This is a genomic window from Mesorhizobium sp. M0062, from assembly GCF_040323125.1.
Classification (GTDB): Bacteria; Pseudomonadota; Alphaproteobacteria; order Rhizobiales; family Rhizobiaceae; genus Mesorhizobium.
Window position 1 is genome coordinate 55,665 of record NZ_JAMYUO010000027.1, and the last position, 23,794, is coordinate 79,458.

Annotated in this window: 22 protein-coding genes; 20 read left to right on the plus strand and 2 right to left on the minus strand. The window is 64.8% G+C overall.

The features are described from left to right. Positions 1–21: 21 nt before the first annotated feature. From NKJ64_RS25200 to NKJ64_RS25230, 7 genes are all read left to right on the plus strand, one after another. Positions 22–1,488 (plus strand): sugar ABC transporter ATP-binding protein, encoded by a 1,467-nt coding sequence (locus NKJ64_RS25200; RefSeq protein WP_352463526.1) that lies wholly within the window; start codon positions 22–24, stop codon positions 1,486–1,488. Between the two features lies 1 nt (position 1,489). After that, entirely contained in the window at positions 1,490–2,461 is a 972-nt protein-coding gene (locus NKJ64_RS25205; RefSeq protein ID WP_023826908.1) for an ABC transporter permease, read from the plus strand. A gap of 2 nt (positions 2,462–2,463) precedes the next feature. Continuing rightward, positions 2,464–3,411 (plus strand): ABC transporter permease, encoded by a 948-nt coding sequence (locus NKJ64_RS25210; RefSeq protein ID WP_023698400.1) that lies wholly within the window; start codon positions 2,464–2,466, stop codon positions 3,409–3,411. Positions 3,412–3,537: 126 nt separating this feature from the next. Continuing rightward, positions 3,538–4,563, plus strand: a complete 1,026-nt coding sequence (locus NKJ64_RS25215; RefSeq protein ID WP_023670460.1) for a BMP family protein — start codon at positions 3,538–3,540, stop codon at positions 4,561–4,563. A gap of 175 nt (positions 4,564–4,738) precedes the next feature. Beyond that, positions 4,739–6,250, plus strand: coding sequence for an ABC transporter ATP-binding protein (locus NKJ64_RS25220; RefSeq protein WP_023710191.1), 1,512 nt, complete (start codon positions 4,739–4,741; stop codon positions 6,248–6,250). Between the two features lie 281 nt (positions 6,251–6,531). Beyond that, complete coding sequence (locus NKJ64_RS25225; protein ID WP_023683937.1) at positions 6,532–7,587, plus strand: ABC transporter permease; 1,056 nt, start codon at positions 6,532–6,534, stop codon at positions 7,585–7,587. Then, positions 7,584–8,528, plus strand: coding sequence for an ABC transporter permease (locus NKJ64_RS25230; protein WP_023826910.1), 945 nt, complete (start codon positions 7,584–7,586; stop codon positions 8,526–8,528). The genes NKJ64_RS25225 and NKJ64_RS25230 overlap by 4 nt, the downstream gene beginning before the upstream one ends. A 210-nt stretch (positions 8,529–8,738) precedes the next feature. Here NKJ64_RS25230 and NKJ64_RS25235 read toward each other — a convergent pair whose 3' ends face one another. Beyond that, the gene (locus tag NKJ64_RS25235; RefSeq protein WP_023686096.1) at positions 8,739–9,506 is read right to left on the minus strand and encodes an SDR family NAD(P)-dependent oxidoreductase; all 768 of its coding nucleotides are present in this window, start codon (positions 9,504–9,506) and stop codon (positions 8,739–8,741) included. 233 nt (positions 9,507–9,739) lie between these two features. Between NKJ64_RS25235 and NKJ64_RS25240 the strand changes: the two genes are divergently transcribed. Next, the gene (locus tag NKJ64_RS25240; protein WP_023670454.1) at positions 9,740–9,895 is read left to right on the plus strand and encodes a hypothetical protein; all 156 of its coding nucleotides are present in this window, start codon (positions 9,740–9,742) and stop codon (positions 9,893–9,895) included. A 156-nt stretch (positions 9,896–10,051) separates the two neighbouring features. Beyond that, on the plus strand, positions 10,052–11,008 hold the full coding sequence (locus NKJ64_RS25245) for an LLM class flavin-dependent oxidoreductase (protein ID WP_023726079.1): 957 nt from the start codon (positions 10,052–10,054) through the stop codon (positions 11,006–11,008). A 92-nt stretch (positions 11,009–11,100) separates the two neighbouring features. Here NKJ64_RS25245 and NKJ64_RS25250 read toward each other — a convergent pair whose 3' ends face one another. Beyond that, positions 11,101–11,706, minus strand: a complete 606-nt coding sequence (locus NKJ64_RS25250) for a cysteine hydrolase family protein (RefSeq protein WP_352463527.1) — start codon at positions 11,704–11,706, stop codon at positions 11,101–11,103. A gap of 343 nt (positions 11,707–12,049) precedes the next feature. Between NKJ64_RS25250 and exbB the strand changes: the two genes are divergently transcribed. The 11 genes from exbB (at position 12,050) to NKJ64_RS25305 (ending at position 23,790) form a co-directional block, all read left to right on the plus strand. Beyond that, entirely contained in the window at positions 12,050–13,027 is a 978-nt protein-coding gene (gene exbB / locus NKJ64_RS25255) for a tonB-system energizer ExbB (RefSeq protein ID WP_023726081.1), read from the plus strand. 6 nt (positions 13,028–13,033) lie between these two features. Further along, a complete protein-coding gene (gene exbD / locus NKJ64_RS25260) occupies positions 13,034–13,492 on the plus strand; it encodes a TonB system transport protein ExbD (protein ID WP_023752670.1) in 459 nt (152 codons plus the stop codon). After that, on the plus strand, positions 13,489–14,445 hold the full coding sequence (locus NKJ64_RS25265) for an energy transducer TonB (RefSeq protein WP_352463528.1): 957 nt from the start codon (positions 13,489–13,491) through the stop codon (positions 14,443–14,445). The genes exbD and NKJ64_RS25265 overlap by 4 nt, the downstream gene beginning before the upstream one ends. A gap of 171 nt (positions 14,446–14,616) precedes the next feature. After that, complete coding sequence (locus NKJ64_RS25270; protein ID WP_023700174.1) at positions 14,617–15,711, plus strand: transporter substrate-binding protein; 1,095 nt, start codon at positions 14,617–14,619, stop codon at positions 15,709–15,711. Continuing rightward, positions 15,708–16,322, plus strand: coding sequence for an ANTAR domain-containing response regulator (locus NKJ64_RS25275; RefSeq protein ID WP_023755966.1), 615 nt, complete (start codon positions 15,708–15,710; stop codon positions 16,320–16,322). The genes NKJ64_RS25270 and NKJ64_RS25275 overlap by 4 nt, the downstream gene beginning before the upstream one ends. After that, positions 16,300–17,202, plus strand: a complete 903-nt coding sequence (locus NKJ64_RS25280; protein ID WP_023755965.1) for an ABC transporter permease — start codon at positions 16,300–16,302, stop codon at positions 17,200–17,202. Before NKJ64_RS25275 ends, NKJ64_RS25280 begins: the two co-directional genes overlap by 23 nt. Before the next feature lie 13 nt (positions 17,203–17,215). Next, positions 17,216–18,136 carry an ABC transporter permease gene (locus tag NKJ64_RS25285; protein WP_023698726.1) on the plus strand — a complete coding sequence of 307 codons (921 nt, stop codon included), beginning with the start codon at positions 17,216–17,218 and terminating at the stop codon, positions 18,134–18,136. A gap of 76 nt (positions 18,137–18,212) precedes the next feature. Beyond that, a complete protein-coding gene (locus NKJ64_RS25290; RefSeq protein ID WP_444849001.1) occupies positions 18,213–19,808 on the plus strand; it encodes an ABC transporter substrate-binding protein in 1,596 nt (531 codons plus the stop codon). After that, complete coding sequence (locus NKJ64_RS25295) at positions 19,798–20,742, plus strand: acetamidase/formamidase family protein (RefSeq protein ID WP_023747348.1); 945 nt, start codon at positions 19,798–19,800, stop codon at positions 20,740–20,742. Before NKJ64_RS25290 ends, NKJ64_RS25295 begins: the two co-directional genes overlap by 11 nt. A gap of 187 nt (positions 20,743–20,929) precedes the next feature. Further along, positions 20,930–22,711 (plus strand): ABC transporter ATP-binding protein, encoded by a 1,782-nt coding sequence (locus tag NKJ64_RS25300; RefSeq protein ID WP_023698727.1) that lies wholly within the window; start codon positions 20,930–20,932, stop codon positions 22,709–22,711. Between the two features lie 128 nt (positions 22,712–22,839). Then, the gene (locus NKJ64_RS25305; protein WP_031202896.1) at positions 22,840–23,790 is read left to right on the plus strand and encodes a hypothetical protein; all 951 of its coding nucleotides are present in this window, start codon (positions 22,840–22,842) and stop codon (positions 23,788–23,790) included. Positions 23,791–23,794 lie beyond the last annotated feature (4 nt).

The following is a 23,794-nucleotide window of genomic DNA, read 5'->3' on the forward strand; positions in this document are numbered from 1 at the left end:
ACCGACCGGATATCGTTGAGCATGCCTGAGGCCAATACGGACATCATCAGACTGGGCGGCGCCGAAAAACATTTCGGCGCCGTTCGGGCGCTTAACGGCGTCGACTTCCATGTTGTATCAGGCGAATGCGTCGGGCTGGTCGGCCACAACGGAGCCGGCAAATCGACGCTGATGCATATGGTGGCCGGTACGCTGCAGCCCGATGGCGGTGAGATCGCGGTGCGTGGCAATGCCGAAACCGACTACTCGGTGGCGCGCGCGCTGAAACTCGGCATACGCTGCGTGTTCCAGGAACTGTCGCTCTGCCCTAACCTCAGTATCGCGGAGAATACGCGCATCAACCATCCGGCGCTCACCGGCTTCGGCTGGCGACGCAAGGCGGCTGCTCTCATTGCCGCCAAGCTGGACGAAATCTTTCCGGATCACGGCATCTCGGCAGACGACATTGCCGGCGATCTCTCCATCGGCCGGCGGCAGATGGTCGAGGTGGCGCGCGCCTTCACGGTGACGCGCGATCCGCTCGACTTGGTCATTCTCGACGAGCCGACCTCTTCGCTGGACGCGCATACTGCGGGCCAGCTGCTTGCCTTCGTGCGCCGTTTCGTAGCCACCGGGGGCAGCTGCATCCTGATCTCGCATGTGCTGGGCGAGGTGCTGCAGAATGCCGACCGCATCGTGGTCATGCGCGACGGCAAGGTGGTCGCCACGGACGTTGCAAAAGCGTTCGACCGCGACCGGCTGGTGGCCACCATGGGCGGCGCGGAAGCGCGCGAGAAGATCGCGGCGGAGATCGCCGCCAGGCCGGCGGCGGGCCCGCTCAGGGTGCGGGCGCGGCCCGAGCGGCAGCAGGACGGCAAGGAGCTTGTCGCTCGCGCCGGCGAGATCATCGGGCTTGCCGGGCTTGCCGGCCATGGCCAGACCGACCTGTTGCTGGCGATCTTTGCCGCCGCGACGCGTAGAAGGCTTGATATCGAGGTGACCGCCCCGGTGGCGCTGGTGGCCGGAGACCGCCAATCGGACGGCATTTTCCCGCAATGGTCTATTGCCGAAAACATCGGCATCCGCTCGCTGGCGCGGCTGCGCAAAGGGTTGCTGATCTCGCCGCAGCGCGAGGCCGAGCTTGCTGAGTTTTGGAAGCAGAAGATCGGCATCCGCACGCCTGACATGACCAACAACATCTTCTCGCTGTCCGGCGGCAACCAGCAGAAGGCGCTGTTTGCCCGCGCACTGGGTTCCGATGCGCAGATCGTGCTGATGGACGATCCGATGCGCGGCGTGGACATCGGCACCAAGCTCGAGGTCTACGATCTCGTGCGCGAGGAGGCGGCCAAGGGCCGGACCTTCCTCTGGTACACCACCGAGACCGAAGAGCTCGACAATTGCGACCACATCCATGTCTTCAAGAACGGCCGCATCGTCGCCAATCTCACGCGCGACGAGCTGACCGAGGAAAAGATCATCCAGTCCTCATTCGGCGACGCGGCCTGAGATGACGGCAGTCGCTCCCGGCCCTACGTCCTCGCCGCGCAGCAGCGCGGCCCGCGCGCGCCTGCTGCGCAGCCTGTTGCCGGCGCTGTCGCTGGCGCTGGTGGTTATCGCCATCGCCTGGCTCAACCCACGCGCCATCAGCTATTTCGGCTTCAGCCTGATGTTGAACCTCGCTATTCCGATCGCGCTGGCGACGATCGCCCAGATGTTCGTCATCGCCGGCAATGAGCTCGATCTGTCGATCGGCACCTTTGTCGGCTTTGTCGGCTGCGTCACCGCGACCTGGCTGAAGGACGCGCCGCTGCTCGGCGTGATCATCCTGCTCGGCTCCATAGGCGTTTATGCGCTGCTCGGCGCACTGATCTATCTGCGCAATCTGCCGTCGATCGTGGTGACGCTGGGCATGAGCTTCGTCTGGCAGGGACTTGCCATTCTGGTGCTGCCCAAGCCCGGTGGCAAGGCGCCGGACTGGCTCTTGTCGCTGATGGCCTTCAAGCCGCCCTTCATTCCGTTCCCTATCATCGCCGCGCTGGCGATCGCAGCGGTGGTGCATTTTGGGCTGATGCGCACCTCCTATGGCGTCATCCTGCGGGGATCCGGCGGCAATCCGGCGGCGCTCAGGCGCGCTGGCTGGTCGCTGCTTCGAACCAAGATCGTGCTGTTTGCGCTGACCGGCCTATTCGGCGTTCTGTCCGGCATGGCGCTGATCGGCATCACCACCTCGGCCGACGCCAATATCGGCAATGGCTACACGCTGCTGGCGATCGCCGGCGTCATTCTCGGCGGCGGCGAGTTCGTCGGCGGCCGGGTGTCGCCGATCGGCGCCGTGCTCGGCGCGCTGACACTGGCGCTGGCGGCATCGCCTCTGCTCACCTTCATGCACATTCCGCCGGACTGGCAGGTCGCGGCCAACGGCGCCATCCTGATCATCGTGCTGGCAGCCCGCGTCCTGATCAGCCGCAGGGAGAGGTAGCGATGACGCTGGTTAAATCGCTTGTCGCCAAACCCTGGATCTGGTCGTTCATCGGCGCGATGTTCGTCTGGCTGGCGACCATCGCTTTCACCGGCGGCTATGGCGGCGGCGGCATGATCACGGCGGCACTTTCGCTTGCCGTGTTCACCGTGATCGTCGGCGTCGGCCAAATGTTCGTCATCACGCTCGGGCCAGGCAATGTCGACCTGTCGCTGCCGGCCAATATCGGGCTCGCCAGTGCCGTCGCCATGAAGGTCATGGGCGGCAGCGATTCCATGATCGTGGTCGGGCTGCTCGCCGCGCTCGCCTGCGGCGCTGCCATCGGTGCCGTCAACTATCTCCTGATCTGGGCGCTGAGGATCCCGCCGATCATCGCCACTCTGTCGGCCAGCTTCATCATCCAGTCGATCGACATCAGCTATGGGCGTGGCCTGCAGATCAAGCCGCCGCCCGGCTTTGCCGATTTTGCCAACTGGCAAATCCTGGGCATTCCAGTGCTGGCGATCCTTACCGTATTGTTCACCATCGGTGCGGCCATCGCCTTGCAGCGCATGATCTATGGCCGCTCGGTGCTGGCGATCGGCCAGAACATCCGCGCCGCGTGGCTTGCCGGCGTCAATGTCGGCCGCACCCGCTTCCTCACTTACACGCTGTCGGGCGCGCTCGGCGGCATGGACGGGGCGCTGCTCGCCGGCTATTTCCGCGGCGCCAATGTCGATATCGGCAACGAGTACCTGCTGGCCTCGATCGCCGTCGTCGTCATCGGCGGCACCTCGGTCGCCGGCGGCAAGGCCAATGTTCCCGGTGTCTGGGGCGCGGCGCTGTTCCTGGTGCTGCTTCTGACCATGCTCAACACGTTCGGCGTCAGCGCCGGCGTTCGGCTGTTGCTGACCGGGCTGATCATCGTCGGCGTCATCACCGTAGCCGGTGGCGAGAAGGCGGTACGCTAGCGCCGGCTCCTGCCAGCGACACGCCCAAATTTGACCATGTGGACAAAAGTCCGCACCCGTTCCATAGTTCCGCGTCTGATTTCGGAACAGCCGGCTCGACACGGCTGTCAAACAGAGGGGCACTAGATGGAAAACCGGAAAAACAAATCGCAATCGACCGGCCTGTCGCGGCGCGACGTGCTGGAACTCGGCGCACTTGGCCTGGCCGCAGCCATGCTGCCGGGTGCAGCCTTCGCCAAGGACAAGAAGCTGAAGGTGGCGGCGATCTTCGCCACGCCGATCGAGGAGCCGTGGGACAACCAGATCCACGTCGCCCTTCAGAAGGCCGAGAAGGAACTCGGCATTGAATACAAATGGTCGGAAAAGGTGCAGACCGCCGATTTCAGCCGCGTCATGCGCGAATATGCGCAAGGCGGGTATCAGCTGGTGCTGGGCGACGCCTTCGCCGCCGAGCGTGAATCGCGCCGCACGGCAAAGCAGTTCCCGAAGACGGCATGGCTGTTCGGCTCGGGCGCCGGGCCGGCCGAGCCCAATTTCGGCGTCTTCGACAACTGGATCCACGAGCCGGCCTACCTCTCCGGCATGATCGCCGGCAAGATGTCGAAGTCGGGCACGATCGGCGCGGTGGCGGCCATGGGCATTCCGGAAGTGAACCGGCTGGTCAACGCCTTCTTTGCCGGCGCCAAGGAGGTCAATCCCAACATCAAGAAGAAGGTCGCCTTCATTGGCTCGTTCTTCGATCCGCCCAAGGCCAAGGAAGCGGCGGTCGCCCAGATCGATGCCGGCGTCGATGTCATCTATGCGGAGCGCTTCGGCGTCATCGAGGCGGCGGTGGACAAGAAGATCCTCGCCATCTCCAACATGTCCGACCAGTCGAGCCTCGGCCCCGACACGGTCATAACCGGGCCGGTCTGGGACATGTATCCGACAGTCGAGCAGGCGATCAAGCTGGTCAAGGCCGGTGTCTTCACCGCGCAGGACTATGGCGATTTCTCGCGCATGGCCAAGGGCGGGTCGTTCCTGGCGCCCTACCATAAATTCGACAAGACGCTGCCGGCGGATGTGAAGGATCTGGTCGAGAAGAAGAAGGCCGAGATCCTGGAAGGCAATTTCCGGGTGGATGTGGATGAGAACACGCCGGTTTCGGATTAGCTCGGCGCACCCCCTCCCCCTTGAGGGGAGGGTGGCCCGCAGGGCCGGGTGGGGTCCTCCGCGAAGTGCTCCATCCTGCTAAGTCATGGGTTGAGGCAGTTGACGTGACCCCACCCGCCTCGCTTCGCTAGGCACCCTCCCCTCGAGGGGGAGGGGTATCTCCGCAGGAGCATCCTTGTCCGCCCCTCTCATCGAAATGCGCGGCATCACCAAGAGCTTCGGCGCCGTCAAGGCGAATGAGGCTGTCGATCTAAGCGTCGCCCCAGGTGAGATCCTCGGCCTGCTGGGCGAAAACGGCGCCGGCAAGACGACGCTGATGAATGTGCTGTTCGGCGCCTATGCGCCGGATGCCGGCGAAATTCTTATCCAGGGCAAGACCGTGCGGATCACCAGTTCGGCCGATGCGCTGGCCGCCGGCATCGGCATGGTGCACCAGCATTTTCATTTGGCGCCAAGGCTGACGGTCCTGGAAAACCTTCTGATTGGCATTCCCGGCAAATCCGGCCGCATCGACCGCGCCGGCGGACTTGCCCGGTTGTCCGACATCAGCCGTCAGCATGGGCTGACGCTGGACCCCAACCTGCCTGTCTCCGCGCTGTCGGTCGGCGAGCAGCAGCGGCTCGAAATCGTCAAGGCGCTGTTTCGCGGCGCCAGGCTGTTAATCCTCGACGAGCCGACGGCGGTGTTGGCGCCGGGCGAGGTCGACGGGCTGTTTTCGGCGCTGCGCTCGATGGCGGCGCAGGGGCTCGGCATCATCTTCATCTCGCATAAATTGAACGAGGTGCGGGCGCTCACCCATCGCTGCACCGTATTGCGGCACGGCCGCGTCGCCGGCCGTGTCGACGATCCGGCGAACACGACATCGGCAGAAATGGCGCAGCTGATGTGCGGCCATGAGATCGTGCCGCCGGCAAGAGGACCTTCGACCCCAGGCGCGGCGGTGCTGACGCTCGACGGTATTTCCACCTCACGGCATTCGGGGACGCCGCTGCGCGATGTATCGCTTGCCGTTCGCGCGGGCGAAATCCTCGGCATTGCCGGGGTCTCCGGCAATGGCCAGCGGGCGCTGGCCGAGGTGATTTCCGGCACGCGCGCGCCCGACGCCGGCGCGATGACGATAGCCGGCAAACCTGTTACGCGGTTCTCGCCGCGCGAGGTGCAGGCGCTCGGCCTTGGCCGCATCCCGGAAGACCGTATGACGACCGGGCTGGTCACCAATCTGCCGCTCGCCGATTCCATGGTGTTGCCGCGCATTGGTACTGCGGCTTTCAGCAGCCGGGGCCTGCTCAAGCCAGATGCGATCCGCGCCTTCGCCGAAGAACAGATCAAGGCCTATGACATCAGGTGCCCCGGGCCGATGACCCGCGCCGGCGCGCTGTCGGGCGGCAATCTGCAGAAGGCGCTGCTGGCGCGCGAACTGGCTTTCGACCCGAAGGTGCTGATCGTCTCGCAGCCGACGCGCGGCCTCGACATCGGTGCCGCTCGCTTCATCCACGAAAAATTCCTCGACATGCGCGCCAAGGGCTGTGGGATCATCGTCATCGGCGAGGATCTCGAAGAGCTGCTGGTGCTCTGCGACCGCATCGCGGTGATGTATGAGGGCCGCATCGCCGGCACGCTGGACAGCGCCGATGCGACCATCGCGCGGCTTGGGCTGCTGATGACCGGGGCGGAGGGCAGAGCCTAGATGGACTTTCTCACTCGGTTCCTCGCAGAAACCTCAAATAATACTGCCCGCTTTTGGCTGACTTTAAGCGTCAGCGCTGCCCCTCACCTGCCTGCCGGCATCCTCTCCCCGTATAGAGACGGGGAGAGGGGCTCTCACCCATGGTTTCGCCAATCACCACAGCTGCAAGAGGGGAGTTGCATAGGGCCCAGATCCCTTCTCCCCGTGTCTATACGGGGAGAAGGTGCCGGCAGGCGGATGAAGGGCGGCGCGACCGTCTGGGCGGCGGAGGGGCATAGCTGATGTTCCGCCTCGAAGCCCGCAGTTCCACCCCCGCCTGGTTCAATCTCGCTTTGCCGCTGCTGGCCATCGGCGCAGCGCTGGTCCTGTGCAGCGGCCTCATCGCGCTGGCCGGCGCCGGCGTGCTTGAGGCCTATGGCGTGATGCTGTCGGCCTCGTTCGGCGACAGCTATGCCATCACCGAAACGCTGGTGCGCGCCGCCCCGATGATCTTCACCGGGCTGGCTGTGGCCGTCGCCTTCCGGGCCAAATTCTGGAACATCGGCGCCGAGGGCCAATTGCTGGCCGGCGCCGTGGCCAGCTGCTTCGTCGGCGCCATCCCGATGCCGGGCGCGCTGGCGATCTTGTCGATGGCGCTGGCGGGCGCTGCTGCCGGTGCCGCGGTAGCGCTGGTGCCCGCGACGCTCAGGGTCAAATTCAAGGTGGACGACGTCGTCAGTTCGCTGCTGCTCAATTCGGTCATCTACTATGCGCTGATGGCGCTGATCGAGGGGCCGTGGAAGGACTCGTTCAGCGGCTATCCGATCTCGCCGCCGATCGAGGATTCGGCGAATTTCCCGGTGCTGCTCGAAGGCACAAGGCTGCATCTGGGTGTCATCGCCGCGTTGATCGCGGCCCCGTTGATCTGGTTCCTGATCGTGCGCACCACGCTCGGCTTCCGGATCAGGGTCACCGGCGAAAGCCCGGAAGCCGCCCGCTATGGCGGCATACATGTCGAGCGGGTGCTGATCTCGACGGCGCTGCTGTCGGGCGCGCTGGCCGGGCTTGCCGGCGTCGGCGAGGTCGGCGGCGTGCATTTCCAGGTGATGAGCGACATTTCGCCGGGCTATGGCTATTCCGGCATCGTCGTTGCCATGCTGGCCAGGCTCAATCCGCTCGGCGTCGTACCGGCGGCGATCTTCCTGGCCGCCGTGATGACCGGCGCCGAAGCGATGTCGCGCGCCACCGGCGTGCCGGCGTTCCTCAGCGATGTCATCCAGGGCACGGCGCTGCTCGCCATGCTGGTGGCGCTGCTGTTCACGGCCTATCGCATCCGCCGCGTCGGTGCCGCCTTATGAGCGCGGTGTTCGAACAGATCTTTCAGGTCGGCTTCCTCGCCGCCATTATCCGCATCGCCACGCCGCTGGCATTTGCCACGCTGGGCGAGATGTTCTCCGAGCGGGCCGGCGTGCTCAATCTCGGTATCGAAGGCATCATGCTGCTCTGCGCGATGACCGGCTTCACCGCCGCCAGCCTCAGCGGCAGCCTTTGGCTCGGCGTGCTGGCCGCGGTGTTGACCGGCATGGCGATGAGTGCGCTGCATGCGCTGTTCACCGTGGCGTTCGGCCTCAGCCAGCATGTCTGCGGCATCGGCGTTACTTTGTTCTCGTCCGGCCTTGCCTATTTCCTCTACCGTCTGACCTTCGGCCAGCAATCGGTGCCGCCCAGCATCAAGGGTTTTCAGACGGTGCCGATCCCGCTGCTGTCGGATATTCCGGTTCTGGGGTCAGCGGTTTTCAACCAGTTTGCGCTGGTCTACTTGGCAATCATTGCCATCCCGCTCGCTGCTTTCGTGCTCTACCGCACGCCTTGGGGGCTGTCGGTGCGGATGGTCGGCGAGAACCCGCGCGCCGCTGATTCCGCTGGGGTCAGCGTCATCGCCACGCGCTTCCAGGCGGTCATCCTCGGCGGTGCGCTGATGGGGCTTGCGGGCACCTTCCTCACCATGGCACAGTTCAACGCCTTCACCTTTGGTGTCGTGTCGGGCCGTGGCTGGGTGGCGATCGCGCTGGTCGTGTTCGGCCGCTGGGACCCGTGGCGCTCTGCGGGCGCGGCGCTGCTGTTCGCCTTCGTCGATGCGCTACAATTGCGCATGCAGGCGAGCGGCCTCGGGCATATTCCCTATGAGGCGTTCTTGATGCTGCCCTTTATTTTCACCATCGTCGCGATGGCCGTGATGTCACGCAACGCGGTTGCGCCGTCGGCGCTGCTGAAGCCGTTTCGACGAGAAGAGCGGTAAGGCGAGTAGGACTTGGCGCCCTTCCTCTCCCTCCGGGGGAAGAGGTGGCGCTGCGAAGCAGCGACGGAGCGGGGAACCACCTCGCCACTGTTGCCAACGGGTGCGCATGAATCTTCCTTGCGCCAAGGGTCGCCCCCCAGCCGGGCCCGCTGCGCTCTACACCTCTCCCCCGATCGACGGGGGAGAGGAAGGGCGCCAAGCCTGGGATACTCACATCGCCGTAAAACCATTATCGACAAACAGATGCGTGCCATTGACGAAGCTGGACTCATCGCTGGCGAGGTACAGCGCTGCCTTGGCCACTTCCTCCGGCTCACCGATGCGGCCCTGCTGTGCGGCCAATGCGGCGTCCGACACGTCGACGCCGAGCTTGCCGAGATCGGCGACCTCGCGCAGGCCGTGCGGCGTGCGGATGAAGCCGGGACAGACGGCGTTGCAGCGTATGTTGCGGTCGCGGAATTCGACTGCGATGGCGCGCGCGAACATGTGGCAGGCGCCCTTGGTGGTGTCGTAGAGCACCTCCATGGGTGTGGCCGCCACAGCCGAGATCGACGAGGTGCAGACGATCGAACCGCCACCGGCAGCGATCATGCCCGGCAACACGGCGCGCGTCATCAGGAACATCGAGCGGACATTGACCGCATGCAGCCAGTCCCATTCCTGCACTGTCGTCTCCAGGAACGGCTTTATCACGATGGTGCCGGCATGGTTGAACAACACCGTGGCCGGGCCGAGCCTGGCAGTCGCCGCCTTCACTGCGGCCTCGACCTGCGCCTCGTCCGAGACGTCGGCCACCCAGTGTTCGGCGATATGTCCCCGCGCGCGTATCGCCGCCGCAGTGGCTGCCGCCGCCTCGCCATTGCGGTCAATGATCGCCACCTTGGCGCCTTCGGCGGCGAACAATTCCGAGGCCGCTCCGCCCATTCCGGTCGCGCCGCCCGAGATGATTGCAATCTTGCCGGCTAGTCTTGTACCCATGTTCTGTTCCCCGTTCCCGATCGAAATAATCCGCATTTACGCCGGAATGGCGATGCTATCGCCTATGCAGACGTCGGCCAAGCTTGTCGCTCGCTTGTCTCCAACAGGGGTCTCCCAGCAATGCCAAACCAAATAACAAGGACTACTGAGAAAATCATTCTACATATCTCCAAAAAATAGCACTCGACAAAGTCTACTGATTTTATAGATTAATCCGCAAGACGGAGGTCGATATGTCCTATATCCAGAACGCCGAGACGGACCGCACCAGCCAGAGGCTGGCCAATAGCCAGGCTTTCCGCCCGGCCTATGCCGGCGCTTTCGCCTATCTCGTCTTTGCCCTTGCGTTCGTGTTCACCGGGGCAGTCGTGCTCGGCTTGATTCCCTGACCGATCAGGCCGAAAGGGTGGCGACCTAGCGCTTTCAGTGAGTGACCGGAGTTGATGAACCGAACGCGGACGCGCTTTGGCGCTGATGCTTGTTTTTACGCATGTCGTCGTCTCAACCGGGGGCGACATACATCCAACGTGATGGAGGAGATGGCAATGCCGATCGAGTTCACGCATGTTCCCGGTAAAACGCACGCCGCCGATGCCGGTTCGGCCGTACCGTTCTTCTATGATTTCGTCGAGACGGCGACCAAGCTGTCGCTGATCGAGGATTCCGGCTTCCAGAACATCGTCGTCGACGACCCGGCCGGGCTGTTGACCAATATGGACATCGCCGCCCAGGCGCTGGACCGCACCTCGTCGCTGGAAGTGGTGCTGACGCACTGGGCCGGCGTGATCGCGCCAGCCGTTGCGGCGCGGCAACTGGCGGCGCTCGACGCCAGGAGCGGCGGCCGGCTGGCGCTGAGGATGCTGAGCGAGCCGCTGGATGACGACGATGCCGAGACGCGTCCGGTCGGCCACACCGTGGTCTGGCAGCGCATCGACGAATATCTGGTGCTGCTGAAGCGGCTGTGGTCGAACGACCGGCCCTTCGACCATGAAGGTGCATTCTACAGCATCAAGGGTGGCTATGTGCCGCGCAAGGGGCCGCATGGCGTCGACGTGATCATCCGCATGGGTGGCCAGTCCGGCACCGCGCTCAAGGTCGCCGGCCGCCATGCCGACGTGTTTGAACTCACGGCTGGTTCGCTCGACGAGATCCGCCAGCTGATGGAACGGGCGCGCAGCGCCGCCGCCGAGCATGGCCGCGCCGGCAAGCTGCGTTTTGCGCTTCCGGTCCGGGTCCGCTCGGAGGGTGGCGCCTCTACCGTCGGCCACAAGGCGGTCGAACTTTCCGGACCACCGGCGCAGATCGCCCTGTCGCTGCTGCCCTATGCGGCGCTGGGCATCAGCGAGTTCATGATCGTCGGTGTCGACCGGCCGCGCGAGATCGCCAGCGTCGGCCGCGAGACGATCGCGCTCTTGCGCAACTCGCTGGCACGCCGGGAGGCGGAGGTGCCGCAGCCCGGCGCGTTTGCCTCGCGGGGCGGGTCGGATATTCACGCAGGGTGAATTTGCGGGTGGAATGAAAGCTATTTCGTAGCGTTCCGTCACACACCCCTCTGCCCGGCAGGGCAGAGGGGTGCTGTCCCGCCAGCGTCTAATCACCACTCAGCACTGCCAGCCATATGCAGCGCCGCGTCATGCGCGTATTGGTCGCCGCTGGCGCAGGCGTCGGCGATGGTCAGGCACTGGAAATTGAGGTCGCAGGCCTCGCGCAGCGTCGTGTGCACGCAGACATCGGTCGTGCAGCCGGAAAAGATCAGATGGGTGACGCCGCGTGCGCGCAGCACAAGCTCCAGATCCGTATAGGTGAAGGCGCTGTTGCAGGTCTTGTCGACGATGATGTCGTGCGGCGCGACGTCGATGTCGGCGACGATCTGGAAGCCAGGGCCGGAGCGCAGCAGCACGTCGGTGCCTTCGAGACCCGCCCGCTTGCGGCGCCATCTCTCGTACGGCGTCATGTCGGCCATGTCGCCGCGATATCCCTGCCTGGTGTAAATGATGGTGAGGCCGGCCGCGCGTGCCGCTGATATCAGTCGGTTGACTGTCGGCAGGATGGCGCGCAGCGGCGCGGGGTCATAACCCTTCCTGGCGAAATAGCCGGTCGGCGACAGGAAATCCTCTTGCAGGTCTATGACCAGCAGCGCGGTGTTTACCGGCACCAGCCGGCCGTCATAGGGGAAGTCGAACGGTGTCGCCTTGATCATCGCAGCCTGCCTCAATTGCTGCCCGGCATCGTGGCCCAGCAACCCTGCGGCCGTCCATCCCTCAGTGCAACGACGCCAGGCGAACCGACGCCAAGACGATGTGCCGTTGAGACATCGCGCCCATAATCGTTGGCCAAAAAAGTCATCTTGTTTGTTGACTAGTAAATTCATGTTTTATAGTCAAGCAGGGGCACTCGGCGGCCTGAATTATTTTCCAGCGGCCGTCCCGTGTTTGAGAGAAGCCAGAATCCGTGGCTGGAGTTTTCGGGGTCGAGATCGGGGGGTTCCCGCATCCCGTCACCGGCCAGCCGATCGGTTTGCAATGACGAAGCGAGGACGAAGCGTGTCCAGAAATGGTTTGTTGGCGGCGCTGGCCGCGGTCATGCTGTCGGCCGGCAGCGCTGCTGCGCAAGAGCGGCCAAACACGCAGCCCAGGGTGACGACGGTGCCCGCTGCAGCTCCCCAGTCGGCGCCAACTGTAGTCGAACAGCCCGCACCGGCTGCGCCTGTCCCGCCGGCTCCGCCAACTGCCGGGCAGGCGGCGCCGACCGCGCCACAGCCGGCAACCCAGCCCGGTGCATCCGCGCAGGCCGAGGCTTCGGCAATATCGCTGACGCTGCCGCACGATCTGTCGCCCTGGGGCATGTTCATGGCCGCCGACATCATCGTCAAGGCGGTGATGATCGGGTTGGCCTTCGCCTCGCTCGTCACCTGGACGGTCTGGCTGGCCAAATCGCTGGAGATTCTCTTCGGCAAGCTCGGCGCCCGGCGCGCTGCGCGCGCCATCGGCAATGCCGCCACACTGCGCCAGGCCGGGCGCTCGCTTGGCAACAGTGGCGGCCCCGGTGCGCTTTTGGTGCGGGCAGCCGAGGAAGAGACTGCCCTTTCGGCCGGTGCGCTCGGCCATGTTACCGGCGACGGGCTGAAGGAAAGAGTGACGTCGCGCCTGTCGCGCATCGAGGCGGCGGCGGCGCGGCGCGTGTCGCGCGGCACCGGCGTGCTGGCGACGATCGGCTCGACGGCGCCCTTCGTGGGCTTGTTCGGCACCGTCTGGGGCATCATGAACGCCTTCATCGGCATCTCGCAGGCGCAGACCACCAACCTCGCGGTCGTCGCGCCCGGCATCGCCGAGGCGCTGCTCGCCACGGCGATGGGCCTGGTCGCGGCCATTCCCGCGGTGGTCATCTACAACGTCTTTGCGCGGTCGATAGCCGGCTACCGGCAGCTTCTTGCCGATGCCTCGGCCGGGGTCGAACGGCTGGTCAGCCGCGATCTCGATTTCCGCACGGTGCCGCAGGCGCCCGCGCTGGCGGCGGAGTGATGGGCCATGGCGGCTAGAATTCGCGAGGCTATCGATGGCGATCTCGAAGAAAACCACGAGATCAATGTCACCCCGTTCATCGACGTCATCCTGGTGCTGCTGATCATCTTCATGGTCGCTGCCCCCTTGGCGACAGTCGACGTCAATGTCGATCTGCCGGGTTCGACGGCGACGCCAGCACCCCGGCCGGAAACGCCGCTGTTCCTGACGCTGAAGGACGATCTGACGCTGGCGATCGGCAATGACAGCGTGTCGCGCCAGGCTTTCGCCGCGGTGCTCGACGGCAGAACCAAGGGCGACAAGCAGACCCGCATCTTCCTGCGTGCCGACAAGGCGGTCGGTTATGGCGAGCTGATGGAGGTGATGAACCTGCTGCGCGGCGCCGGTTATCTGAAGATCGCGCTGGTGGGGCTGGAGACGGTGCCGGCGGACGCATCCGCGGCGCACCCGGGCGCCGCCCCGTGACGCAACTGGCCGCCGCCGCCCCCGCGGCCGACCCGCCGCGCGCCGGCGTGCGCGAAATTGGCTTGTGGGCGGCTGCGGCCATTGTCATTGTCGGCGCGCATGTCGCGATCGTCTATGCCGTCCAGAGCTTCAGCCTGGCCAACATGGCCGATGGCGGCCCGCCGCCGGCTGTGGCTATCGAGCTGTCGCCGATGATGGTGGCGCCGGCGGTGCGGGTGGACTCAGCGGCCGACGTGGTGACGCCCGAGCCGCCGAACCAGATCGAGGAGGCGGTTGCCGAACTGAAGCCCGTCGTAGAGCCTGAGCCCGGTAAGCCGGAGCCGGTCACCGAGAAGAGGGAAGCGGCTCAACTCGCCGCTCCGATCGAGACGGCAGCGGCCGAGCAGTCCGATCAATCGCCGCCGCTGGATGAGGTGGTGCCCGACATCGTCCCGACCATAGCGCCGGATGTGGTCATTCCGCTGCCCCAGACCAAGCCGGCGGAGACCAAGCCGGTGGAGGCCAAGCCGATCGAGAAGGCGAAGAAGGCTGCCGAAAAACCCAAGCCGAAACCGAAAGAGAAGAAGGAAAAGGCCGCGCCGGCGAAAGCGGTCGTGACCGCCAGTGTCGATCAAAAGGCAGCGGCGAAGGCGTCGGCGCCGAAGGCTTCGCAATCGAGAGGATCATCAGTCAGTGCAAGCAAATGGAACTCCCAGCTGATCGGATGGATCAATCGGCACAAGCGCTACCCGAGCGCGGCAAGGTCGCGGCGCGCCGTGGGTACCGCAAATGTGACCTTCGTCGTCAGCGCTTCGGGCAAGGTGACCTCCGTCCGGCTGACACGATCTTCGGGGGACGCCGATCTCGATCGCGCCGCGCTCGGCATTCTGCAGGGTGCGACGGTGCCCGCGCCACCGCCTGAGAAGGCCGGGACGGCTGTCGTGGCGCCTTTGATGTTCACGCTGCGGAACTAGAAGCAGCCGGACAAGGCCGATCCCATGACCACGTACTTTCCCGCTTGACTGACCCGCCGGACCGAATACGCTAGCGTAAAATACCGGCCTTGGTCGCCGGGCGGCAAATATGCCTCGCATGCCTCGCCCTCCGGCGCTGGCTGCGGGGCATTGTCATTTCTGAGGATCGGTTTGAAACGGCGTATCGAGATCGGCATCCTGTACTCCCGCTCGGGCAGCTATCAGCTGGTCTCCGATGCGTGCCGGATGGGCGCCATGCGCGCCATCGCCGACATCAATGCCGATCGGAGCTATGGCATCGAACTGGTTCCGGTCGAGCGCGATCCGCAAAGTAATGCCGATCGCTACGCGACTTTGTGCGAAGATATTTTCAGGACCAGCAGCGCGCGCCATGTCGTCGGTTGCGTCACCTCCTGGAGCCGCAAGGAAACCATCCCGGTGCTGGAGAAGGCCGGCGGCATGCTCTGGTATGCCTGTCCCTATGAAGGGTTCGAGGCCAACGAGCATGTCGTCTACATGCACGCCTGCCCCAACCAGCATCTGGTTCCGCTGATGGCGCATGTCGTGCCGCGTTTCGGCGCCAACGGCTTCCTGCTCGGCTCGAACTACATTTGGGGCTGGGAGATGAACCGCGTGGCGCGCGACCTGATCGCGGATGCCGGCGGCAAAGTGCTGGGCGAGCGCTATCTGCGCATCGGCGAGACCGACGTGTCGCGGCTGATCGCGGAAATCCGGGCGACGAGGCCGAGCTTCATCCTCAACAATCTGATCGGCACCTCATCCTACGCCTTCCTGGCGGCTTACCGCGAGCTGGGCGATGAGGATGCGGCATTCAGGCCGGAAAACTGCCCCGTCATCTCCTGCAACCTCACCGAAGGCGAGTTGCCGGCGATCGGCGATACAGGGAAAGGGCATCTGTCGGTCGGGCCCTATTTCGCGCCCCGGCCGGCTGCCTTCGCTTCGTCCTTCGAGGCCTCCGCCTATGCCTCGGTGCAGGTGATGGCCGACGTGCTGTCGCGCGACACTGATGCCGGCCCGGCGGAATTTTCCAAAGCCTTCGCCGAGCGGCGCTTCTCCACCCGGCTCGGGCCGATCGCCATCGACGCCCACTCCCAGCACGCGACGCTGCCGGTGATCATCGGCCGGATCGCCGATGGCTTCTTCGAGGTCGTCAGCCAGGAGGATGAGGTCGCGCCGGATCCATATCTGTCGCGCTACGACCCCGCCAAGACATTCGGCCGTCCGCGTCTGAGAGTGGTGTCATGACCCGGACGCGCATCCCCAATCTCGGCGGCGCGCGGGCTTTCATCCTGCATCGCCCGCATCCGACGGTGCAGGCCATCACCAGGCAATTGTCGGCCATCGGCCTGGCTACGATCGACTGCTGGCCGGAATTGCCGCCGGAAGCTCTCGCCGCCGATTTCGTCTTCTTCGATGCCGATCTCGGTTTCGACGAGCAATTCCCGTGGAAGCCGAGCGAGGCGCCGATGCCGCTGGTGGCGCTGATCGGTTCCGAGGCGCCGGGGCGTATCGAATGGGCGCTGTCGCACAAGGCCGATGCGCAGCTGCTGAAGCCGGTCGGCAATGCCGGCGTCTACAGCGCTCTGTTGATCGCGAGACAGAGTTTCGAGGCCCGAAAACATTTAGCCGGCGAGATAGCGTCGCTGCGCCAGCGCGTCGCCGAGCGCCAGACCATCGTGCGCGCGGTGACGGCCTTGTCGAAAGGCAGCGACGACGAGCGCGCCTATGCGCAGCTGCGTTCGCTGGCGATGAGCTGGCAGATCAGCGTCGAGGATGCCGCGCGTCGGATCGTGGCAATGACAAGCGAGGAAGCGACGGGGGAAGAAGGCGGCGATGACCAGTCCCATCGCGCCTGATCTACCGGTGCGCATGCCGGCAAAACCGCGCGCCGGTGTCTGGCGCCGGCTGGTGAAACGCCGCCTCGCGCTGCTCGGCCTGGTCATCGTCGCCATTGTCCTTGCCGGCGCTGTGCTGGCGCCCCGGCTGACCGGCTATGACCCCAACGAGCAGATGTTCGACGGCCTGACCATCGAGGGCTCGCCGCTGCCGCCCAGCGCCCAGTACTGGCTCGGCACCGACCTGCTCGGACGTGACCTCTTGACCCGCATCCTCTACGGCGCCCGCACCTCGCTCATCATCGGCATCGTCGCCAATGGCGTGGCGCTTTTGATCGGCACTTTGGTGGGCGTCACCGCAGGCTATTTCCGCGGCTGGATCGGCAGCGCGCTGATGCGCTTCACCGATCTGATGATGGCGTTCCCGGCGCTGCTGCTCGCCATCTGCCTGGCGGCAGTGTTTCAGCCCAGCCTGTGGATCGTCGCCATGGTCATCGCGCTGGTCAACTGGGTGCAGACGGCGCGTGTCATCTACACCGAGACATCGTCGCTGGCCGAACGCGAGTTCATCGATGCCGAGCGCAGCATCGGCGCCGGCGCGCCGCGCATCCTGTTTCGCCACATCCTGCCGCATCTCCTGCCCACCATCATCGTCTGGGGCACGCTCGGCATTTCCACCACGGTGCTGCTGGAGGCGACGCTTTCCTTCCTCGGCATCGGCGTGCAGCCGCCGACCGCGTCGTGGGGCAACATCATTTTCGAGAACCAGACCTATTTCCAGGCCGCGCCCTGGCTGGTGTTCTTCCCCGGCGCCGCAATCCTCGCGTTGGCGCTGGCCTTCAATCTGATCGGCGACGCGTTGCGCGACATCCTCGATCCGACGCAAAGGGGCCGGGAATAATGGGGGGCCGGTCATGATCGCCTATCTCGGCCGCCGGCTGATCCAGTCGCTGCTCATCCTGCTTGGCGTCTCGCTGATCACTTTTGCGCTGCTCTACCTCTTGCCGGCCGACCCGGTGCGGCAGATCGCCGGCCGCAGTGCCACGCCGCAGACGGTGGAAAACATCCGCCAGCAACTCGGCCTCGACCAGCCTTTCGTGGTCCAGTACTGGCACTATCTGACGAAGCTACTCAGCGGCGATCTCGGCCGCTCCTACATCCAGCGCTCGGAGGTCACCGAACTCATCGTCTCGCGGCTGCCGGCCAGCCTGCTTTTGATGGTCGGCGCCATCCTTTGCGAATTGCTGATCGGGCTCTCGATGGGCCTGATCGCGGCCGTCAAGCGCGGCACCGCCACCGACCAGACGCTGATGGTCGCCTCCTTCGTCGGCGTCTCGGCGCCGCAATTCGTGGTTGGCCTGTTGCTGCTCTACGTCTTTGCCGTGCGGCTAAGCTGGTTTCCGATCGGCGGCTACGGCACATGGCGCCATCTGGTGCTGCCGTCGTTGACCATGGGCGTACTCGGCGCCGGCTGGTATGCGCGCATGATGCGCTCGTCGATGATAGACGTCCTGCGCCAGGATTATGTCCGCACGGCGCGGGCCAAGGGCCTGGCGCGCAGCGCCATCATATTCCGCCACGCACTGCCGAATGCCATCCTGCCGGTCATCGCCATGATCGGCATCGACATCGGCATCTTCATGGGCGGCATCGTCGTCGTCGAAAGCGTGTTCGGCTGGCCCGGCATCGGTCAGCTGGCGTGGCAGGCGATCCAGCGCGTCGACATTCCGATCATCATGGGCGTCACGCTGGTGTCGGCCTTCGCCATCGTGCTCGGCAATCTGCTCGCCGACATCATCGCGCCGTTCATCGATCCCCGCATCAAGCTCAGATGAAAATGAAACAGAGAAAGGGAACACAACAATGAAAAAGTTTCTCGCATCCACAGTCGCGGCATCCGCCTTGGCCCTCATGCTCGGCATGACAAGCGTCCGCGCCGAAGACACGGTCGATCCCAACGCCAAGCAAGGCGGCGCCATCACCATCACCTACAAGGACGATGTTGCGACCCTCGATCCGGCGATCGGCTATGACTGGCAGAACTGGTCGATGATCAAGAGCCTGTTCGATGGGCTGATGGATTACGAGCCGGGCACCACCAATTTGAAGCCCGACCTCGCCGAAAGCTACGAGATTTCGCCCGACGGCCAGACCTTCACCTTCAAGCTGCGCCATGGCGTGAAATTCCACAATGGCCGCGAGATGACGGCCGACGACGTGAAATATTCGCTTGACCGCGTCACCAATCCGAAGACGCAGAGCCCCGGCGCTGGCTTCTTCGGCTCGATCAAGGGCTATGACGATGTCGCCGCCGGCAAGGCCGAAGGCCTTTCCGGCGTCACCGTCGTCGATCCCTACACGGTGAAGTTCGAGCTGACCCGGCCCGACGCCACCTTCCTGCATGTCATGGCCATCAATTTCGCCCATGTCGTGCCGAAGGAAGAGGTCGAGAAATATGGCGCCGATTTCGGCAAGCATCCGGTGGGCACCGGCGCCTTCAAGCTCGCCGAGTGGACACTCGGCCAACGCATCGTCTTCGAGCGCAATGCGGATTACTGGCACAAGGGCCTGCCGCATCTCGACAAGATCACCTTCGAGATCGGCCAGGAACCGATCGTGGCGCTGCTGCGCTTGCAGAAGGGCGAGATCGATGTGCCCGGCGACGGCATTCCGCCGGCAAAATTCCAGGAGGTGATGGCCGATCCCGAGCAGAAGGCGCGCGTCGTCGAAGGCGGTCAGCTGCACACCGGCTACGTCACCATGAACACTACCATGGCGCCGTTCGACAATGTGAAGGTGCGTCAGGCCGTCAACATGGCGCTCAACAAGGCGCGCATCATCCAGATCATCAACGGCCGCGCCGTGCCGGCCAACCAGCCGCTGCCGCCGTCGATGCCGGGCTACGACAAGGAATACAAAGGTTATCCCTATGACGTAGCCAAGGCCAAGGCGCTGCTGGCCGAGGCCGGTCATCCCGATGGTTTCGACACGCAGCTGTTCGCCATGAACACCGATCCCAACCCGCGCATTGCCCAGGCGATCCAGCAGGACCTGGCGGCCATCGGCATCAAGGCCAGCATCCAGTCGCTGGCGCAGGCCAATGTCATCGCCGCCGGCGGTGACAAGGCCGGCGCGCCGATGATCTGGTCGGGCGGCATGGCCTGGATCGCCGACTTCCCCGATCCGTCGAATTTCTACGGCCCGATCCTCGGCTGCGCCGGCGCGGTGCCGGGCGGCTGGAACTGGTCGTGGTACTGCAATAAGGACCTCGACGCCAAGGCGGCCGAGGCGGATTCTGTGGTCGACCCGGCAAAGGCCGGCGAACGCGACAAGATGTGGAGCGCCATCTACGACAAGGTGATGGAAGACGCGCCCTGGGCGCCGGTCTTCAACGAACAGCGCTTCACCATGAAATCCGCCCGAATGGGCGGCGCCGACAACCTCTATGTCGACCCGGTCCATATCCCGATCAACTATGACAATGTGTACGTAAAAGATGTGCAATAGCTGCGACTACACCATCCATGGGCGCCATCACCATTTCGGCTGGGACAATTCCTTTATCCCGGCCGAGCGGGTGGCGCCCGGCGCGACCATCGAGTTCCAGTGCCTCGATGCCGCCGGCGGCCAGCTGAACGCCGACAGCACGGTCGCCGAAATCGTCAAGCTCGACTTCGCCGGGGTCAACCCGGTGACCGGGCCGATCTTCGTCGAGGGCGCCGAGCCGGGTGACGCGCTCAAGGTGACGATCGAGATGTTCAAACCGTCCGGCTTCGGTTGGACGGCGAACATTCCCGGTTTCGGCCTGCTCGCCGACGACTTCACGGAACCGGCGCTGAACATCTGGAAATACGATGCAGCCGCGCTCGAACCGGCGCTGTTCGGGAAAAACGCGCGCGTGCCACTGAAGCCGTTCGCCGGCACCATCGGCAATGCGCCGGCTGAGATGGGGCTTCACTCGGTGGTGCCGCCACGGCGGGTCGGCGGCAATCTCGACATCCGCGATCTCGCTGCCGGCACGACGCTCTATCTGCCGGTTGAGGTGGCCGGCGCGCTGTTCTCGGTCGGCGATACGCACGCCGCACAAGGCGATGGCGAGGTCTGCGGCACGGCGATCGAGAGCCCGATGGACGTCGTGCTCAAGCTCGACCTTGTCAAGGACGCCAGGCTGAAGACGCCGCGCTTCACCACGCCGGGCCCGGTGACGCGCCATCTCGACGCCAAGGGTTACGAGGTGACGACGGGGATTGGGCCGGATCTGATGGCGGGCGCGAAGGAGGCGGTGGCGCAGATGGTCGATCTGCTCGCTGGGCGTTACCAGATCGATCCGGTCGAGGCCTATATGCTGGCCTCGGTGTGCGGGGACCTGCGCATCAGCGAGATCGTCGACATGCCGAACTGGGTGGTGTCGTTCTATTTTCCGCGTTGCGTGTTTGAATGACGGTACGTCGGCGCCGCACCCCCACCCCGCTGCTTCGCAGCGACCCTCCCCACAAGGGGGAGGGTAAAGCGCTGCCACCCTACCTCCCCCTTGTGGGGAGGTCGGACCGGAGGTCCGGGTGGGGGGCAGCGCCAAGGTTTGTGCGAATGGTGCGACGGAACCAATCCGTCGCAGGGCTCCACCCACAATGACCCTCGCCGACACCCCCGTCCTCTCCATCGCCAACCTCTCCGTCAGCGTGCGCGGCGAGGACGGCGAGCGCAATGTAGTCTCCAACCTGTCGCTGACGCTGGCGCGCGGTGAGACGCTTTGCATTGCCGGCGAATCCGGCTCCGGCAAGTCGATGACCGCGCTGGCGATCATGCAGCTTTTGCCGCAGCCGGCGGCGCGCATATCGTCAGGCATGATCCGTCTTCGGGATGGGAATCGGGGCGACACCGACCTAGCAACCCTCGACGAACGCCAGATGCGGCGCATTCGCGGCGACCGCATCGCCATGATCTTCCAGGAGCCGATGACCTCGCTCAATCCGGTGCTGTCGATCGGCCGGCAACTGACCGAATCCATCGAAGCGCATACCAGCCTGTCGTCGGCGCAAGCCCGCCAGCGCGCGATCGAGGCGTTGAAGGCGGTGCGCATTTCGGAGGCGGAAAGCCGGCTAAAGCAGTTTCCGCACGAACTCTCCGGCGGCATGCGCCAGCGGGTGATGATCGCCATGGCGCTGGCGCTCGAGCCCGACGTGCTGATCGCCGATGAGCCGACGACGGCGCTCGACGTCACCGTGCAAGGCGAAGTGCTGGAGCTGTTGCGCGACCTGCAGCGCCAGCATGGCACCAGCGTCATCCTGATCACCCACGATATGGGCGTGGTTGCCGAAATGGCCGACCGGGTCATCGTCATGCGCGACGGCCGCATGGTCGAAGAAGGCACGACATCGGATATTTTTGCCCGCCCGCAGGCCGACTATACGCGCGAACTGCTGGCTGCCGTGCCGCGCATCGGCAGTGGTGTCGGTCGACAGAAATCCAGGGATGCGATTGACGTCTTGAAACCGGCCAATGTCGCCGAGGTCAACGACCTGCATGTCCGCTTCGATCTGCGTGGCGGCATCTTTGGCCGGGTCACCCGCCGCGTCCACGCCGTCGAGGGCGTCAGCTTCTCGATCGCGCCCAACGAAACGCTTGCTCTGGTCGGCGAATCCGGCTGCGGCAAGTCGACGACCGCCAAGGCGCTGGCCGGACTGGCGCCGTATAGCGGCGACATCGTCATTGGCGGGCGCAATCTCTCCGGTCTTGGCCGCGACGAGCGCAAGGCGGTGCGCCGTGACGTCCAGATGATTTTCCAGGATCCCTTCGCTTCGCTCGATCCGCGCATGCGCGTCGGCGAGCTCGTCGCCGAGCCGCTGGTGATCCATGGCATCGCCTCCAAGGACGAGCGCCGCGAACGGGTGGGGGCGCTGTTCGAGCGCGTCGGCCTGTCGGCCGACCAGATGGAGCTTTACCCGCACGAATTCTCCGGTGGCCAGCGCCAGCGCGTCTGCATCGCCCGAGCGCTGGCGCTACGACCAAAACTGATCATCGCTGACGAAAGCGTCTCCGCGCTCGACGTCTCGGTGCAGGCGCGTGTGCTCGATTTGCTGAAGGAATTGCAGCGCGAATTCGGCGTCGCCTATCTCTTCATCTCGCACGACATGGCGGTGGTCGAGAACATTTCCGACCGCGTTGCCGTCATGTATCTCGGCCAGATCGTCGAGATGGGCACGCGCGACCAGGTGTTTTCCAACCCGCGCCATCCCTACACCAGGCGGCTGATCGACGCCGTGCCGGTGCCCGATCCGGCGCAGCGCAGAACGCGCTTCGCGCGCCTCGACCAGGAAATCCCGAGCGCCACCCGCAGGATCGGGGAGGCGCCGCTGAAGCTGGCGCTGAACGATGTCGGCGGCGGCCATCTGGTTGCTGCGGAAAGCTGAGCCCGCACTGGCTGGCAGCTGTTCTTTTACTTTGTTGAGTACAACCAAGAACTGCCGTCTCGGGTTTACCGCGTCTTAGGTGGACGGCGGCCACTATACGGTCGGAGTTCTTGCCAAGGGGAAAAATAGTGCTCAAGGCGGTTCTGCAGCTGCTGCCGGGTCGGTTCATGGATGTGCGCATGCGCGTATCCGCCGACTACGAGACGCGCGTCGTGGAGCGGCCCGGGCGCTGGATGAAGGCTGCCGAACTGGAGCAGCTGAGCAGCGATCTGCGGCTGGTAGCGTCCAAGACACTGAAGTTCGGCAGCCTGACCTATGGCGTGTTTTCCGGCGACCGCAGCCGGCTGGAACATTCCATCATCACCATTGTCTACCGGCGCAGCGACCGGCAGCCGATCGCCTTCAACTCGCTGGCGCTGATGGAGATATCGCTCGCCGGCAAGCCCTATGAAGTCTTGCACCTCGGTCTGGTCATGATCGATCCCGACGAGCGCAGCCGCGGGCTGAGCTGGATCCTCTACGGCCTGACCTGCTTCCTGATGTTTTTGCGCAATCAACTGCGGCCGATCTGGATTTCCAATGTCACCCAGGTACCCGCTGTCGTCGGCATGGTCGCGGAGGCGTTCAGCAATGTGTTCCCAGGACCGCATGCCGGCGCGCGCCGCTCGCTTACCCATGTGCTTCTGGCGCGGCAGATCATGGCGCGCCATCGCCATGTCTTCGGTGTCGGCCCCGAAGCTGGTTTCGACGAAGAGCGCTTCGTCATCACCAACGCCTATACGGGCGGCTCGGACGATCTGAAGAAGACCTTCGACGAGGCGGCCAAGCACCGCGTCGAGACCTTTAACGAGTTCTGCCACAAAGAGCTCGACTACACGCGCGGCGATGATGTGCTGCAGATCGGACAGATGAGCTTTCAGTCGGCGCGCACCTATCTCGCCGACGCGGTTCCGCGCGGCTCGCTTGCCGCCCTTGCGGTAGCAGGTGCGGCGGCCACGCTGCAGCGGCTGGTTTTGCCGGTGGTACACTGGGCGGATAGCAGCCGCCAATGGAATGTGCTGAGACCATGGACACGCTGATGGC